Source organism: Curtobacterium sp. UNCCL17, assembly GCF_000686685.1.
GTDB lineage: Bacteria > Actinomycetota > Actinomycetes > Actinomycetales > Microbacteriaceae > Curtobacterium > Curtobacterium flaccumfaciens.
Window position 1 is genome coordinate 227,833 of record NZ_KK366000.1, and the last position, 15,597, is coordinate 243,429.

Consider the following 15,597-nt stretch of genomic DNA (forward strand, 5'->3'; position numbering starts at 1 on the left):
CGGAGAATGGAGCCCATGCCGAGTGCTCTCCCGATCGCCGATCCAGCACCAGCGGACGGCCTGATCACCCCGTGGGCGGCAGCGGGCTCCGCTGCCGGGCCGGGGGCTGGTCCCACCGCCGGTGACGTGCCCTTCGGCGTGTACGTGCACGTGCCGTTCTGCCGCGTGCGCTGCGGCTACTGCGACTTCAACACCTACACGGCGTCGGAACTCCGCGGCGTCCGTCGCGACGACTACGCCGGGCACGCCGTGCGCGAGATCGAGTGGGCCGCGACCGTGCTCGACCGTTCCGGTGTGCCGCGGCGGCCGGTGTCGACCGTCTTCTTCGGTGGCGGCACCCCGACCATGCTCCCGGCGTCCGACCTGGCGATGATCCTCCGTGCGATCGACGACACCTGGGGCATCCTGCCCGGGGCGGAGGTCACCACCGAGGCGAACCCGGACTCCGTCGACGCGGCGTCGCTCGAGACGCTGCGGGCCGGCGGCTTCAACCGGATCAGCTACGGCATGCAGTCCGCCGTGCCGCACGTGCTCGCCACGCTCGACCGCACGCACGACCCGCTCCGGGTCCCCGTCGTCGTCGACCTCGCGAAGCAGCAGGGGCTCGACGTCTCGCTCGACCTCATCTACTCGACGCCGGGGGAGTCCCTCGCCGACTGGCGGACCTCGCTCGACGCCGCGATCGCCTGCGAGCCCGACCACGTGTCGGCGTACTCGCTCATCGTCGAGGACGGCACTGCGATGGGCCGCATGGTCGCCCGCGGCGAGCTCCCAGCCCCCGATGACGACCTGGCCGCCGACATGTACGAGCTCGCCGACCAGGTGCTCGGCGACGCCGGCTACTCCTGGTACGAGGTGTCGAACTGGGCGCGCGGCGACGCGCACGCGAGTCGCCACAACCTGTCCTACTGGAAGGGCCACGACTGGTGGGGCGTCGGCCCCGGCGCACACTCCGCCGTCGCCGGCACGCGCTGGTGGAACGTCAAGCACCCGGCCGCGTACGCGAACCGGGTGCTGTCGGGGGAGTCGCCGGCCGCCGGCCGCGAGACCATCGACGACGAGACGCGGTACGTCGAGCGCCTGCTGCTGGCGGCGCGGGTCCGCGGGGAGCTCGCGACGAGCGAGATCCGCCAGGAGGCCCGTGGCCGGGTCGCCGGCCTCATCGCACGCGGACTCGTGGACGGGTCGGCCGCGGTGCGGGGACGGATCGACCTGACCCTGCAGGGTCGCCTGCTCGCCGACGCGGTGGTGCGGGAGCTGCTCGACTGAGGAGCCGGCGCACTGCCGGCTGCGCAGTGCTTGCCGCTTACTGCTTGATGAACTCGATCGAGAGCGGGTAGCGGTAGAACTGGCCCTGGTTCGCGGCGATCGCGGCCATGATGCTGAAGATCAGCGACACGATGCCCGCTGCCAGCACGATCAGGACCCCGACGCCGAACACCGACGTGAGCGAACCGACCACGTAGGCGATGCCCATCGTGATGTGGAAGTTCAGCGCGACGCGGGTGTGCTCGCGGACGAAGCCGCCGCGGTCGCGGAGGACCAGGTAGGCGACCAACGGTGCGATGAAGTTGAAGAAGATGCCGCCGATGTGCGTCAGCGTGGCCCACAGGCGCTGGTCCTCCGGGCTCATCGGCCGGGGCGGGGTGTAGCCGGCGGGGTACTGCGGCCCGCCGGGGTACTGCGGTCCGCCGGGCTGCTGGGGGCCACCGGGGCCGTGGCCGTACTGGCCGCCGGGGTGCTCGGGTCCGGGGCCGTCGGGCTGCTGTCCGTAGGTCATGGCGGAAGCGTATCGGCCGACCGCCCGGAAGTCCCGGGCCGTCAGCGGTCGGGCGTAGGATCAGCAGTCGACACGTCCGAGTGCCAGGTCGATCGGGAAAGGAGGCGCTCGTGGTCAGTGAACGCAGCCTCGAGGTCCTCAAGGCCATCGTGCGCGACTACGTGGCGTCGCGTGAACCCGTCGGTTCGAAGACCATCGTCGAGCGGCACGCCTTCGGGGTCAGCGCCGCGACGATCCGCAACGACATGGCCCTGCTCGAGGACGAGCAGCTGATCGCCGCGCCGCACACCTCGTCCGGCCGGGTGCCGACCGACAAGGGGTACCGCGTCTTCGTGGACCACCTGGCGGGTGCCCGTCCGCTCTCCAGCGCCCAGCGCCACGCCATCGAGACCTTCCTCGGCGCCCCGAACGACCTCGACGAGGTCCTCGGGCGCACCGTCCGGCTGCTCAGCCAGCTCACCAACCAGGTCGCCCTGGTGCAGTACCCCTCGATGGTGCGCGCCCGGGTGCAGCACGTCGAGCTCGTCCGGCTCGGTGACGCCCGGTTGATGGTGGTGCTCATCACCGACACCGCCCGCGTCGAACAGCGCGTGGTCGAGACCGACGTCCCGCTCGACGAAGACTCGCTGGGTGAACTCCGCACCGTGGTGAACGGCGCGACGGTGGGGCTCCTGCTGCAGGACGTCCCGACCGCGCTCCGAGCCGTGCCGCAGCAGCTCCGCCCCGACGCCCAGACGCTCGGCGGGGTCGTCGTCGCCACGCTCATCGAGCAGGTCGCGGCGAACCGGCAGGACCGCCTGCTGATGGCCGGTGCGGCCAACCTGGCGAAGAGCGAGCAGGACTTCTCCGGCGGGCTCTTCCCGGTGCTCGAAGCGATCGAGGAACAAGTCACCCTGCTCCGGTTGTTCGGGGAGATGCAGGTGGACGACATCGCGGTGGCGGCCAGCATCGGCGTCGAGAACGCCGAGTACGGGCTCGACGCCACGAGCATCGTCGCCGGCGGCTACCTGGCCGGTGGCGAGGTGGCCCGCCTGGGCGTCCTCGGACCGACCCGCATGGACTACGGCACGAACATGGCGGCCGTCCGCGCCGTCGCCCGCTACCTGTCCAAGCTCCTGGGCGAACACTGACCAACCGACCGAACCCAACCGACTGAGGGATACGTGGCAGACCACTACGACGTCCTCGGCGTCCAGCGAGACGCCTCCGATGCCGACATCAAGAAGGCCTACCGCCGCCTGGCGCGTGAGCTCCATCCGGACGTGAACCCGGCACCCGACGCCGCCGAGCGCTTCAAGGACGTGACGCACGCGTACGACGTGCTGAGCGACCCCGAGCAGCGGCGCCGGTACGACGCCGGGCCGCAGGCCGACAGCCCCTTCGGTGGTGGCGCCGGTGGCTTCAGCGACATCTTCGACGCCTTCTTCGGTGGCGGCGGTGGTGGCGGCCGTGGATCGGGCCCGCGCAGCCGTGCCGAGCGCGGCCAGGACGCTCTGCTCCGCATCGAGGTCGACCTCGACGAGGTCGTCTTCGGCACCCACAAGGACGTCGAGGTCGACACGGCGGTGCTGTGCGAGACCTGCCACGGCTCCTGCTGCGCACCGGGCACCAGCCCACGCACGTGCGACATCTGCGGCGGTTCCGGGCACATCCAGCGCCAGGTCCGTTCGCTCCTGGGCAACGTGGTGACGAGCGCCCCGTGCGGCACGTGCCGCGGCTACGGCACCGTCATCCCGAGCCCCTGCCCGACCTGCCAGGGTCAGGGCCGCGTCCGCGCGCGGCGCACCGTGCCGGTGGACGTCCCCGCCGGCGTCGACTCCGGACTCCGCCTGCAGATGCCCGGCCAGGGCGAGGTCGGTCCGGCCGGCGGCCCGTCCGGCGACCTGTACCTCGAGATCCGCGTGCGCCACGACGACGTCTTCAGCCGCGACGGCGACGACCTGCTCGCGACGCTCGAGGTCGGCATGACCGACGCCGTCCTCGGCACGACCACCACGATCGACGGCCTCGACGGTCCGGTCGAGCTCGAGATCCGTCCCGGTGTGCAGAGTGCCGACGTCCTCGTCATCAAGGACCGCGGCATCACGAAGCTGCGCGGGAACGGCCGCGGTGACCTGCGGGTCGGCGTGCAGGTCGTCACGCCGACCAAGCTGTCCCACAAGGAACGGCAGCTGGTCGAGCAGCTCGCGAAGTCGCACAAGACCACCGCCCCGCAGCTCGCCCGGTTCCAGCAGGGCATGTTCGGCAAGCTCCGCGACCGGTTCTTCAACCACTGATGGCGTCGCTGTACCTCGTCGACTCGCTGGACGGCGTCGCCGTCGGTGACCCGGTGTCGCTCGACGGCGCCGAGGGCCGGCACGCGGTCTCCGTCGCGCGCGTCCGGGTCGGCGAGGTCCTGCGGATCGCCGACGGCCGGGGCACCGTGGTCTCCGGTCCGGTGACGGCACTCGGCAAGGACACGCTGGAGCTCGCGGTCGAGACCGTCGAGCACCAGGACGCACCGCGCCCGTCGCTGACGCTCGTGCAGGCCCTGGCCAAGGGCGGTCGCGACGAGATGGCCGTGCAGGCGGCGACCGAGATCGGCGTCGACCGGGTGGTGCCATGGTCGGCCGCGCGCAGCGTCTCCCGGTGGGACGGCGCGAAGGTCGAGAAGGGCCGTGCCCGATGGGCCGCGATCGTGCACGAGGCGGCGAAGCAGGCGATCCGTCCGCGGGTGCCCGTCGTCGCGCCGCTGGTGACGACCGGACAGCTCGTGTCCGCGCTCGGGGACGGGACCACCCTCGTCCTGCTCGACCCGACCGCGACCGTGCGGCTCGCCACCTGGGAGCCCCCGACGGACGCCGAGGACATCGCCCTCGTCGTCGGCCCCGAAGGAGGCATCGACGGCGCGGAGCTCGACCGGCTCGAGGCCGCGGGCGCCGTGCGGGTCCGACTCGGCGACAGCGTGCTCCGCACGTCCACCGCCGGACCGGCGGCACTCGCTGTCCTGCAGGCGCGACTGGGTCGCTGGTGAGCCGGACCACGCCGTCGGGCGCGTCCTACGATGGACCCATGAGCAGCAGCACGCCCAGCGTCTTCTCCAAGATCATCGCGCGCGAGATCCCGGCGACCATCGTCGCCGAGGACGACCGTGTGATCGCGATCGAGGACATCGCCCCGAAGGCTCCCGTCCACGTGCTCGTCGTCCCCAAGACCGAGCAGTACGCGAACGTCGGCGAACTCGCAGCGGGCGACCCCGATCTGCTGGCCCACGTCGTCGCCACCGCGCAGCGCATCGCCGACGAGCGCGCCGACGGCCAGTTCCGACTCGTCTTCAACACCGGCGAAGCCGCCGGTCAGACCGTGTTCCACGTGCACGCGCACGTACTCGCAGGTGAACTGCAGGAAGGCACCCTTGCCGGTTAACGAACCAGTACAGCCCACCGCCGCCGACGACGAGCCCGTCTCCGTCTCGCTCCAGGTCGACGGCATCGCCATGGTGCAGCTGCTCGGTCCCCAGGACCGTCTCCTCAAGACCGTCGAGCGCCAGTACCCGGGCGTCCGGGTCGTCGTCCGTGGCAACGAGGTCACGCTGACCGGGCCCGAGCGCGACGTCGCACGCGCGAAGGCGCTCGTCGACGAGCTCGTCGGCATGGTCAGGCGCGGGCAGGAGATCGGCCCGTCCGACATCCCGATGTCCGCACGCATCCTCGACGACGACCGCAAGCCGTCCGACACCTTCGGCACCCCGATCGTGTCGAGCCGCGGCAAGTCCGTCCGCCCGAAGACGGACGGGCAGCGCGCCTACGTCGACGCCATCGACGAGCACACCATCACGTTCGGCATCGGTCCGGCCGGTACCGGCAAGACGTACCTCGCGATGGCCAAGGCCGTGCAGGCGCTGCAGCGGCGCGAGGTCAACCGGATCATCCTCACCCGTCCCGCGGTCGAGGCCGGCGAGCGGCTCGGCTTCCTGCCGGGCACGCTCACCGACAAGATCGACCCGTATCTGCGCCCGCTGTACGACGCCCTCAACGAGATGATGGACCCGGAGCTGGTCCCGAAGCTCCTGGCGGCCGGCACCGTCGAGGTCGCCCCGCTGGCGTACATGCGTGGCCGGACCCTCAACGACTCCTTCGTGGTGCTCGACGAGGCGCAGAACACCACGCCCGAGCAGATGAAGATGTTCCTGACCCGGCTCGGGTTCGGTTCGAAGATGGTCATCACGGGTGACATCACCCAGGTCGACCTGCCGGGCAACGTCTCCGGTCTCCGGCTCGTGACGCGCATCCTCGACCAGGTCGAGGACATCCACTTCGCCCGTCTCGGCAGCGAGGACGTGGTCCGCCACACCCTCGTCGGCCGGATCGTCGACGCGTACACGGTCTACGACGAGGAGCGCCTCGCCGAGCAGGCCGGGCAGCGCCCCGGTGGCCGCGGCACCGCCCCGGTCGGCAACCCCGCCGGAGCGAACCGCGCCGAACGCCGTGGGCGACCGCCGCAGGACCGCGCACGACCCCCGTACCCCCAGAACGACGCCCGAGGAGGCACCCGGTGAGCATCGAGCTCAACAACGAGTCCGGCGTCGAGGTGGACGAGGCCGCGATCCAGCGGCTCGCCGCGTTCGCCCTGGACGCGATGCACGTCCACGCCGATGCCGAGCTCGCGATCGTGCTGGTCGACGAGGGCGCGATGGAGCAGCTGCACGTCCGGTGGATGGACGAGCCCGGACCGACGGACGTCCTGAGCTTCCCGATGGACGAACTGCGCCCCGGCACCGAGGACGACCCCACGCCGGCCGGGCTGCTGGGCGACATCGTGCTCTGCCCACAGGTGGCCGAGGAGCAGGCGAAGACCGCCGGGCACTCGAGCACCGACGAGATGCTGCTGCTCACCTGCCACGGCATCCTGCACCTGCTCGGCTTCGACCACGCCGAGCCCGACGAGAAGGCCGAGATGTTCGGCATCCAGGGCGAGATCCTGACCGCCTTCGCCGCCCAGCACCGAGGGCGGTAGCCGGTGGTCGTCGTCGCCGGACTCCTCGCGGTGGCGCTGGCGCTCGTCGTGCTCGGCGGGCTCCTCGCCGCGAGCGACGCCGCGCTCTCGGTGGTCTCCCGTGCCGACCTCGAGGAGATCGCCAGGGGCAACAAGCGCCGCCGCGCCATCGAGGCGATCGCCGACGACGTCGGGGCGCACGTCAACGCGCTGAACTTCTTCCGGGTCCTCGCCGAGACCGCGGCTGCGGTGCTCGTGACGATCGCCCTCGTGCGCGCCTTCGACAGCTGGTGGATCGCCCTCGTCGTCTCCGCCGCGATCATGACCGCGGTGTCGTTCGTGCTGGTCGGGTCGAGCCCGCGCAGCGTCGGACGCGCCCACGCCGAGCGGCTGATCGGTGCGACCGGCGGCATCGTCCGTGGGGTCCGCATCGTGCTCGGTCCGCTGGCCGGGCTGCTCGTCCAGATCGGCGACCGCGTCACCCCTGGCCGCGGCCGGAGCGCCTCCACCGTGTCGAGCGAGGAGCAGCTGCTCTCGCTCGTCGACGAGGCCACCGAGAGCAACGTGCTCGAGGACGAGGACCGCGAGCTCATCCACTCGGTATTCGAGTTCAGCGACACCCTGGTGCGCGAGGTCATGGTGCCCCGCACGGACATGCTCACCGTCGACGGTGCGGAGACGCTGGCCGCGGCCATGGAGCAGTTCCTGGCCGCCGGGGTGTCCCGGATGCCGGTGACGGGCAAGGACAGCGACGACGTGCGGGGGGTGCTCTACCTGCGCGACGTCGCGCGGTGGCTGTACGAACGGCCGGCGTCCCGCAGTGAGCGGGTCAGCCGGCTGCTGCGGCCCGCCGAGTTCGTGCCGGAGTCGAAGCACGCCGACGACACCCTGCGGCACATGCAGGTCGCCAAGAACCACCTGGTGCTGGTGGTCGACGAGTACGGCGGTGTCGCCGGGCTGGTGACCATGGAGGACCTGATCGAAGAGCTCGTCGGCGACATCTCCGACGAGTACGACCGCGCCGTCGTCGACCGGACCGAGGTCGAACCGGGCATCTGGCGGATCTCCGCTCGACTGCCGATCGACGAGCTCGGCGACCTGTTCGGCATCGAGCTCGACGACGACGACGTCGACACCGCCGGTGGCCTGCTCACCAAGGAGCTCGGACACCTCGCCGTCTCCGGCGACACCGTCACCGTGTCCGGGGTCGTCCTGACCGCCGACCGGGTGGAGGGCAAGCGCCGCCACCTCATCACCGTGCTCGCCGAGCGCACCCACGCCCTGGCCGACGTCGAGGACGCCTTCGACGACGCCGAACCCACCACGACGGGAACCACGCACGCATGACCGACCCCGACACCACCCAGGCCGGCTCGGAGAAGCCCTACCGCGCGGGCTTCGTCTCGTTCGTCGGCCGTCCGAACGTCGGCAAGTCGACGCTGACCAACGCCCTGGTGGGCGAGAAGGTCGCCATCACCTCGTCGAAGCCGCAGACCACCAGGCGCGCCATCCGCGGGATCGTGCACCGGCCCGACGGCCAGGTGATCATCGTCGACACCCCGGGCGTGCACCGTCCGCGCACCCTGCTCGGCGAACGGCTCAACGACCTCGTGCAGTCCACGCTCGGCGACGTCGACGTGATCGGGTTCTGCGTGCCGGCGAACGAGCCCGTCGGTCCCGGCGACCGGTTCATCAACGACACGCTCGACCAGTACCCGCGCGCCAAGAAGATCGCGATCGTCACGAAGATCGACAGCACCTCGAAGGACCGCGTCGGTGAGCAGCTGCTGGCCGTCTCGAAGCTCCGCGACTGGGACGCCGTGGTGCCGACCTCGGGCACCAGGGGCATGCAGCTCGAAGACCTGCTCGGCGTGATCACCGCCCTGCTCCCCGAGTCGCCGCAGCTGTACGACTCGAGCGCGGTGACCGAGGAGACCGACGAGGAGCGCATCGGCGAGCTCATCCGCGAGGCCGCGCTCGAGGGTGTCCGTGACGAACTGCCGCACTCGCTGGCCGTGGTCATCGAGGACATCGTCGAGCCCGACGCGGACGACGACGCCGACGGCCCCCTGCGCATCTTCGCGAACCTGTTCGTCGAGCGGGACAGCCAGAAGGCGATCGTCATCGGACACAAGGGCGAGCGCCTGAAGGACGTCGGTTCCCGGGCCCGCGTCGAGATCGAGTCGCTGCTCGGCGGCCGGCACGTCTACCTGAACATCCGCGTGAAGGTGGCCAAGGAGTGGCAGCGTGACCCGAAGCAGCTCGGACGCCTCGGCTTCTGACCGTCGGCCGCTCGCACCCCGGGTCATCCGGGCGAGGGACGCGGGGACGAGCGACCCGCCGTACCGTGGACGGGTGTTCCGTCCCATGCTGCGCGCGCAGGTCATCACCGACCTGCTGATCGCCGTGCTGCTCGGCGGCCTCGTGCTGGTCGCCAGCGGGCGCGGGCTCGACGGGCCGCTGTCCGTGGTCACCGTCGTCGGGATGACCGGCGCCCTGGCCATCCGGCGTCTGTCACCCGGGCTCGCCCTGGCCGTGGCGTGGGTGTTCGCGGTCTTCGAGATGGCCACCCTGCAGGTGCCGGACGTCTCGAACGCCTTCATCGCCGGCGTCATGTACACGACGAGTGCCTACGGCAGCCGCCGTGTGCGGCTGGCCGGGCTCGTGTCGGCGATCCTCGGGTCCGTGGCGGCGGCGGCGTACATGGGCTTCGACGACTACCAGAACCGCCTCACCTACGAGACCACCTCGACGTCGGTGCCGGAGTCGCTGCAGGTCACCCTGTCGTTCTTCGCCGTCGTCCTGCTCCTGCTGCTGCTCCCGTGGCTCGCCGGACTCGTCGTCCGGACCCGTCGCTCGGCGAGCATGAGTCGCGAGGCCCAGCTGCTTGCCGAGCGTGACGCCGCGCGGGCCGATCGGGCCGTCGCGGTCGAGCAGGAGCGCGTGCGGATCGCCCGCGACATGCACGACATCGTCGCGCACTCGCTCGCGGTCGTCATCGCGCAGTCCGACGGTGCCCGGTACGCCCTGAAGGCCGACCCCGCGGTGGCCGACCAGGCCCTCAGCACCATCTCGGCCACGGCCCGCCGAGCCCTCGGCGACGTGCGCGAGCTCCTCGGCGCGCTCCGGCACGAGCAGGGGACCGCACCGACGCCCGAGATCGACGACATCGACCGGCTCGTCGACGAGATGCGGCAGCTCGGGCTCGACGTACGGGTGGAACGCGAGGGCGACCCCGCCGGGCTGCCCACCACCACGCAGCTCGCCGTCTACCGGATCGTGCAGGAGAGCCTGACGAACGCGTACAAGCACGGTGAGCCCGGCAGCCCGGTGCGTGCCGCCCTGACCTACCGGCCGGACACGGTCGAGATCGCCGTCGTGAACCGACGCGCGGACGACGGGGTCCGCGGCCCCGGCACGGGCCACGGCCTGGTCGGCATGCGCGAGCGCGCCGTCATGACCGGCGGCACCATGACTGCCGGGGCCCGAGGGGACGACTTCGCGGTCGCCGTCCGGATGCCGACCGTCCCGGCCAGCGGGCAGATGCCCCGCGGCCGGATCACCCCGACCGAGCAGGAGCGCACCGCCCGATGACCACGATCCCGACCGACGAGCACTCGATCCGTGTCGCCCTCGTCGACGACCAGGCGCTGTTCCGCACCGGCATCCGGATGCTCATCGACTCACAGCCCGACCTGCGGTTCGTCGGCGAGGCGGGCGACGGTGCCGAGGGGGTCGAACTCGTCCGACGGACCCGTCCCGACGTGGTGCTGATGGACGTCCGGATGCCCGTGATGGACGGCATCACGGCGACCGGTCACATCGTCGAGCAGTCCGGCACCGACGGTGCGAAGGTCCTCGTGCTGACCACGTTCGACTTCGACGAGGCCGCCGCCAAGGCCATCCGCGCCGGTGCGAGCGGCTTCGTGCTCAAGGACGCCGACCCCGAGTTCCTGCTCGCGGCGGTCCGGACCGTGCACGCCGGCACCGCGGTGTTCGCCGCGTCGGCCACGCGGGAGCTCCTGCGGCGGTACGACGACTCGGTCGGACGCGCTGCCGCCGTCCCCGCGGCGTTCGCCGACCTCACGCCGCGTGAGCGCGAGATCTTCGACCTGGCCGCCCGGGGGTTCAGCAACAGCGAGATCGCCCAGCACGAGTACGTCAGCGAGGCGACCGTGAAGACGCACATCTCGCGGGTCCTGACGAAGCTCGAGCTCCGGGACCGGGTGCGACTCGTCGTCTTCGCCCACGAACACGGGCTCGTCACCAAGGCCGACTGACGCCGGGTCATCCGCGGGGATGACCCCTCCACAGGCAACCGAGCCGAGCGGACGATCCACAGGAGCCGAGCGGGCGACGCGGGACCGGACCGCTGACCGCCATCGTGGATGCATGACCACGAGCCACGCCCCGATCATCCGCCTCGACCACGTGTCCAAGCACTACGGCGACGACGCCCGACGTGTGACCGCGCTCGACGACGTCAGCGTCGACATCGGCGCGGGGGAGTTCACCGCGGTGATGGGCCCGTCCGGGTCCGGCAAGTCGACGCTCATGCACGTCGCGGCCGGCCTCGATGCCGTGTCCGCCGGCCGGATCCAGATCGACGGCGTCGACATCACGGCCCTGGGCGACAAGGACCTCACCGAGCTGCGTCGTCGTCGGCTGGGCTTCGTGTTCCAGTCGTTCAACCTCGTCCCGACGCTCGACGTCAGCGAGAACATCCGACTGCCGTTCCTGCTCGGCGGGCACAAGCCCTCGAACGAGGAGACCGCCTGGATCGGCCGGCTGGTCGAGATGCTCGGGCTCGGCAACCGGCTGACGCACCGGCCGCACCAGCTCTCCGGCGGGCAACAGCAGCGCGTCGCCATCGCACGGGCGCTCGCTTCGCGGCCGGCGGTGGTCGTCGCCGACGAACCGACCGGCGCGCTCGACTCCCGCACCGGGCGCGACGTGCTCGCGATCCTCCGCGGCGCCGTCCAGGAATGGGGCCAGAGCGTCGTCATGGTCACGCACGACCCGGTGGCGGCCGCGAACGCCGACCGGATCCTGTTCCTGGCCGACGGCCGGATCGTCGCCGACCGCCCCGCGATGGACGCCGGCGCGATCTCCACGACGATGCTCGGGATGGAGGCAGCAGCGTGAACGGCATCCGATCCTTCGCCCCCACCGTCCTGGTCGCCGCCCTCGGCACCACGTTCGGTTCCGCCCTGGTCATCGCACCGGGGATCGTGACCGAGGCGCTCCGAGCCGCCGGGGTCGCCGACCTCGGACCGATCAAGGCGATCCTGTCGGTGGTCGGGTGGCTGTTCCTCGGCATCGCGCTCTACGTCGGCGCGATCGTCACCGCGAACACCTGCGCCACCCTGATCGCCGGACAGACCCGGATCATCGCGCTGCAGCGGCTCGTCGGAGCGACCGGTGCGACCCTCCGGGCGCGGATCACCCGCACCGGCCTGGTCGTCGGCGTGCTCGGCGGGGTCGTCGGCGCCGTCGTGGGCACCGCGCTCTCGGCCCTGTTCGTGGTCGTCCTGCGGGGCAACGGGGTCCTGCCCGACGCCGAGTACACGTACGTCCCGTGGGAGCTGGTCCTGCCGGTCGTGGCCGTCGTCCTCGCCACCTGGGGTGCCTTTGCTGCCGGGTCCCGCCGCGTGCTCACCGTCACACCGCTCGAAGCCCTGTCGTCGTCCGTCGAGCCGAGCCACGACGACGTCCGGTCCGGTACGGCCCGCAAGGTCTGGGCGATCGTGCTCATGGCCGGCGGCGCGGTGCTGATGCTGCTCGGGCTCGCGGTGAGCTCGCTGTCCCCGGTCGCGGTCCTGCCGGCGGCGCTCGGTGGGTTCGTGTCCTTCGCGGGGGTCGCCGTGGGGGCGACGATCGTGATGCCGCCCGTGCTGCAGCTCATCGGCCGCATCGGCTCGCACGACCCCGTCGTCCTGCTCGCCGGACGGAACGCGATGCGGGCGCCGGGGCGGTCCTCGCGGGCGACCATCGGGCTCGTCATCGGCGTCACCCTGCTCGTCACCTTCGCGGTGGCGCTCGGCATCATGCAGCACGTGCTCGAGACCGAGATGCGCGCCATGAGCGCGGGGAGCGCCACCCCCGAGATGATCGAGGCGCAGCGGGACCTCTTCGTGCAGATCAACGCCGTCGTCAGCGTGATCGTCGGCTTCTCCGCCGTGATCGCCGCCGTCGGGGTCGTGAACGCCCTGGCGCTCGGGGTGCTCCAGCGTCGGCGCGAACTCGGGCTGCTGCGGGTGCTCGGCCTGACCGGCGCGCAGGTCCGACGGATGATCGTGACCGAGGCCGTGCAGATGGTCGTCGCGGCCGTCGTCTCGGGGCTCGCACTCGGCACGCTGTACGGCTGGGTCGGCGGGCAGACGCTGCTCGGCTCGCTCGGGACGCCCGTGGCACCGGTGCTGCCGCCGCTGACCATCGGCATCGTGGTGATCGGCGCGCTGGTCCTGGCGGTCGTCGCCACCATCGCCCCGGTGCGGCGCGCGATGCGCGTCCCGCCGACCGAGGCGCTCGCAGTCGACTGACCCGTCGCCCTGGTCGCACCACGCGACGACACGGGAGGCCCGGTGCCAGCTGGCACCGGGCCTCCCGTTCGTCGTGTGGTCGCGCCGACGTGCCCTGCCCGGCTCCGCCACGCCGCTCACGTCCGTCGAGGTGTCACGAACCGTCGTCCGGACGGGCGACAGATCCTGACCGCTCGGCGACCGGCGCGCGGCAGGTCTCGACCACTCGGCACCTCCCCGGCACCCCACCCGGCACCCACCCGGCACCCACTCGGCGCCCCGTTCGGCGGCACCGGGCGGTCCCGCGTCACACGCTTGCGCCAGCCTGGTACACCGGTGCTACCGTGGGTCCCGATGTACTCGGCACTCCTCCTCCTTCGCTGCCGCGACGAGGCCTGACACTCCGGCCCACCTCGTCGCGGAGTCCGTCGTGGCCGCACCACAACAGCTCACGAACACGCGACGAAAGCGAAGAACGATGCAGAACACCCAGCAGCCCTCCGGGATGCCGATCCACAAGTACGTCCCGTTCCACGAGCAGATCAGCGTCGACCTGCCGGACCGCACCTGGCCCACGAAGCGCATCGACAAGGCGCCGCGCTGGTGCGCCGTCGACCTGCGTGACGGCAACCAGGCCCTCATCGACCCGATGGACGCCGAGCGCAAGCGGGCGATGTTCGACCTCCTCGTCCGGATGGGCTACAAGGAGATCGAGGTCGGGTTCCCCAGCGCCTCGCAGACCGACTTCGACTTCGTCCGGTCGCTGATCGACGAGGGCGCGATCCCCGACGACGTCACGATCCAGGTGCTGACCCAAGCGCGCGAGCACCTCATCCAGCGCACCTACGAGGCGATCGACGGCGCGAAGCAGGCCATCGTCCACCTGTACAACTCGACGAGCATCGTGCAGCGCGAGGTCGTCTTCCGCACCGACGTGCATGGCGTGGTGGACATCGCGGTCACCGGCGCGAAGCTCTGCAAGGCCGCCGAGGCGACGCTGCAGCACGACACGACGATCTACTACGAGTACTCGCCGGAGTCCTACACGGGCACCGAACTCGAGGTCGCACTGGAGATCTGCAACGCCGTCCTCGAGGTCTTCGAGCCGACGCCCGAGCGCAAGGTCATCATCAACCTGCCCGCCACCGTCGAGATGGCCACGCCGAACGTCTACGCCGACTCGATCGAGTGGATGTCCCGCCGCCTCGCCCACCGCGAGGACGTCATCCTGTCGCTGCACCCGCACAACGACCGCGGCACCGCGGTCGCGGCCGCCGAGCTCGGCTACATGGCCGGCGCCGACCGCATCGAGGGCTGCCTGTTCGGCAACGGTGAGCGCACCGGCAACGTGGACCTGGTCGCCCTCGGGATGAACCTGTTCACGCAGGGCATCGACCCGGAGATCTCGTTCGCCGACATCGACCAGGTGAAGCGCACGGTCGAGTACTGCAACCAGCTGCCGGTGCCCGAGCGCCAGCCGTGGGCGGGCGACCTCGTGTACACGGCGTTCAGCGGCTCGCACCAGGACGCCATCAACAAGGGCTTCGAGGCGATGAAGGCCAAGGCCGCCGCCGCGGGCAAGGACATCGACGAGATCGAGTGGGCGGTGCCGTACCTGCCCGTCGACCCGAAGGACATCGGCCGGTCGTACGAGGCCGTCATCCGCGTCAACTCGCAGTCCGGCAAGGGCGGTGTGGCGTACCTGCTCAAGACCGACCACGCCCTCGACCTGCCCCGCAAGCTGCAGATCGAGTTCTCCGGCGTCGTGCAGCGGCACACCGACACCGAGGGCGGCGAGTTCTCGTCGCAGCGCATCTGGGACGTGTTCCAGGACGAGTACCTGCCCGCGTCGATCGACGACGAGAAGTGGGGCCGGTACGAGCTCACCAAGACGGCCACGTCGAGCGACTTCGAGGGCACGACCTCGCTGTCCGTGGCACTCCGGGTCGACGAGGGCGCGGTCACGGCCGAGGCCGTCGGCACCGGTCCCATCGACGCGTTCCTGAAGGTGCTCGCCGAGCAGGGCGTCCAGGTCACGCTGTACGACTACTCGGAGCACACGATGAGCGCCTCCGGTGACGCGAAGGCCGCGTCCTACGTCGAGCTCGACGTCGACGGCGTGCGCCTGTGGGGCGTCGGCATCGACGCCGACATCTCGACGGCGTCGCTCAAGGCGATCGTGTCCGCGGTGAACCGCGCGGTGCGTGCGGGGGCCACGGCCGGCGCGCCGGAGCTCGTCTCCGCCTGAGACGCGACCAGCCCTGGAGGCGCGGTGCGGGTCCGTCCCGCAGCGCGCCTCCCGTCTGTGCCCGGTCTTTCCCC

General features: G+C 71.4%; 15 protein-coding genes. 14 read left to right on the top strand and 1 reads right to left on the bottom strand.

What is annotated here, in order from left to right:
- Positions 1-15 precede the first annotated feature (15 nt).
- Positions 16-1,269 (top strand): radical SAM family heme chaperone HemW, encoded by a 1,254-nt coding sequence (hemW, locus tag BR70_RS0105880; RefSeq protein WP_027465306.1) that lies wholly within the window; start codon positions 16-18, stop codon positions 1,267-1,269.
- A gap of 37 nt (positions 1,270-1,306) precedes the next feature.
- Here the strand turns inward: hemW and BR70_RS0105885 are convergent, their stop codons facing one another.
- Positions 1,307-1,780, bottom strand: coding sequence for a DUF4870 domain-containing protein (locus BR70_RS0105885; protein WP_331279961.1), 474 nt, complete (start codon positions 1,778-1,780; stop codon positions 1,307-1,309).
- Positions 1,781-1,890: 110 nt separating this feature from the next.
- Here BR70_RS0105885 and hrcA point away from each other — a divergent pair, with 110 nt between their 5' ends.
- From hrcA to leuA, 13 genes are all read left to right on the top strand, one after another.
- Positions 1,891-2,910, top strand: a complete 1,020-nt coding sequence (gene hrcA / locus BR70_RS0105890) for a heat-inducible transcriptional repressor HrcA (RefSeq protein WP_027465308.1) — start codon at positions 1,891-1,893, stop codon at positions 2,908-2,910.
- A 33-nt stretch (positions 2,911-2,943) separates the two neighbouring features.
- Positions 2,944-4,056: a molecular chaperone DnaJ gene (gene dnaJ, locus BR70_RS0105895; protein ID WP_017886671.1), complete on the top strand. Its 1,113-nt coding sequence runs from the start codon at positions 2,944-2,946 to the stop codon at positions 4,054-4,056.
- The gene (locus BR70_RS0105900) at positions 4,056-4,793 is read left to right on the top strand and encodes a 16S rRNA (uracil(1498)-N(3))-methyltransferase (protein ID WP_027465309.1); all 738 of its coding nucleotides are present in this window, start codon (positions 4,056-4,058) and stop codon (positions 4,791-4,793) included. The genes dnaJ and BR70_RS0105900 overlap by 1 nt, the downstream gene beginning before the upstream one ends.
- 38 nt (positions 4,794-4,831) lie before the next feature.
- The gene (locus BR70_RS0105905) at positions 4,832-5,185 is read left to right on the top strand and encodes a histidine triad nucleotide-binding protein (RefSeq protein ID WP_027465310.1); all 354 of its coding nucleotides are present in this window, start codon (positions 4,832-4,834) and stop codon (positions 5,183-5,185) included.
- Positions 5,175-6,317, top strand: a complete 1,143-nt coding sequence (locus BR70_RS0105910; protein WP_027465311.1) for a PhoH family protein — start codon at positions 5,175-5,177, stop codon at positions 6,315-6,317. The genes BR70_RS0105905 and BR70_RS0105910 overlap by 11 nt, the downstream gene beginning before the upstream one ends.
- The gene (ybeY, locus tag BR70_RS0105915) at positions 6,314-6,775 is read left to right on the top strand and encodes an rRNA maturation RNase YbeY (RefSeq protein ID WP_017886675.1); all 462 of its coding nucleotides are present in this window, start codon (positions 6,314-6,316) and stop codon (positions 6,773-6,775) included. The genes BR70_RS0105910 and ybeY overlap by 4 nt, the downstream gene beginning before the upstream one ends.
- Positions 6,776-6,778: 3 nt before the next feature.
- Complete coding sequence (locus BR70_RS0105920) at positions 6,779-8,101, top strand: hemolysin family protein (RefSeq protein WP_027465312.1); 1,323 nt, start codon at positions 6,779-6,781, stop codon at positions 8,099-8,101.
- Positions 8,098-9,036 (top strand): GTPase Era, encoded by a 939-nt coding sequence (era, locus tag BR70_RS0105925; protein WP_027465313.1) that lies wholly within the window; start codon positions 8,098-8,100, stop codon positions 9,034-9,036. The genes BR70_RS0105920 and era overlap by 4 nt, the downstream gene beginning before the upstream one ends.
- Before the next feature lie 73 nt (positions 9,037-9,109).
- On the top strand, positions 9,110-10,348 hold the full coding sequence (locus BR70_RS19790) for a sensor histidine kinase (RefSeq protein ID WP_051596686.1): 1,239 nt from the start codon (positions 9,110-9,112) through the stop codon (positions 10,346-10,348).
- Positions 10,345-11,034 (top strand): response regulator, encoded by a 690-nt coding sequence (locus BR70_RS0105935; RefSeq protein ID WP_035808237.1) that lies wholly within the window; start codon positions 10,345-10,347, stop codon positions 11,032-11,034. The genes BR70_RS19790 and BR70_RS0105935 overlap by 4 nt, the downstream gene beginning before the upstream one ends.
- Positions 11,035-11,146: 112 nt before the next feature.
- Complete coding sequence (locus tag BR70_RS0105940; protein ID WP_027465315.1) at positions 11,147-11,899, top strand: ABC transporter ATP-binding protein; 753 nt, start codon at positions 11,147-11,149, stop codon at positions 11,897-11,899.
- Positions 11,896-13,296 carry an ABC transporter permease gene (locus tag BR70_RS0105945; protein ID WP_027465316.1) on the top strand — a complete coding sequence of 467 codons (1,401 nt, stop codon included), beginning with the start codon at positions 11,896-11,898 and terminating at the stop codon, positions 13,294-13,296. Before BR70_RS0105940 ends, BR70_RS0105945 begins: the two co-directional genes overlap by 4 nt.
- Positions 13,297-13,753: 457 nt before the next feature.
- Complete coding sequence (leuA, locus tag BR70_RS0105950; RefSeq protein WP_027465317.1) at positions 13,754-15,523, top strand: 2-isopropylmalate synthase; 1,770 nt, start codon at positions 13,754-13,756, stop codon at positions 15,521-15,523.
- Positions 15,524-15,597 lie beyond the last annotated feature (74 nt).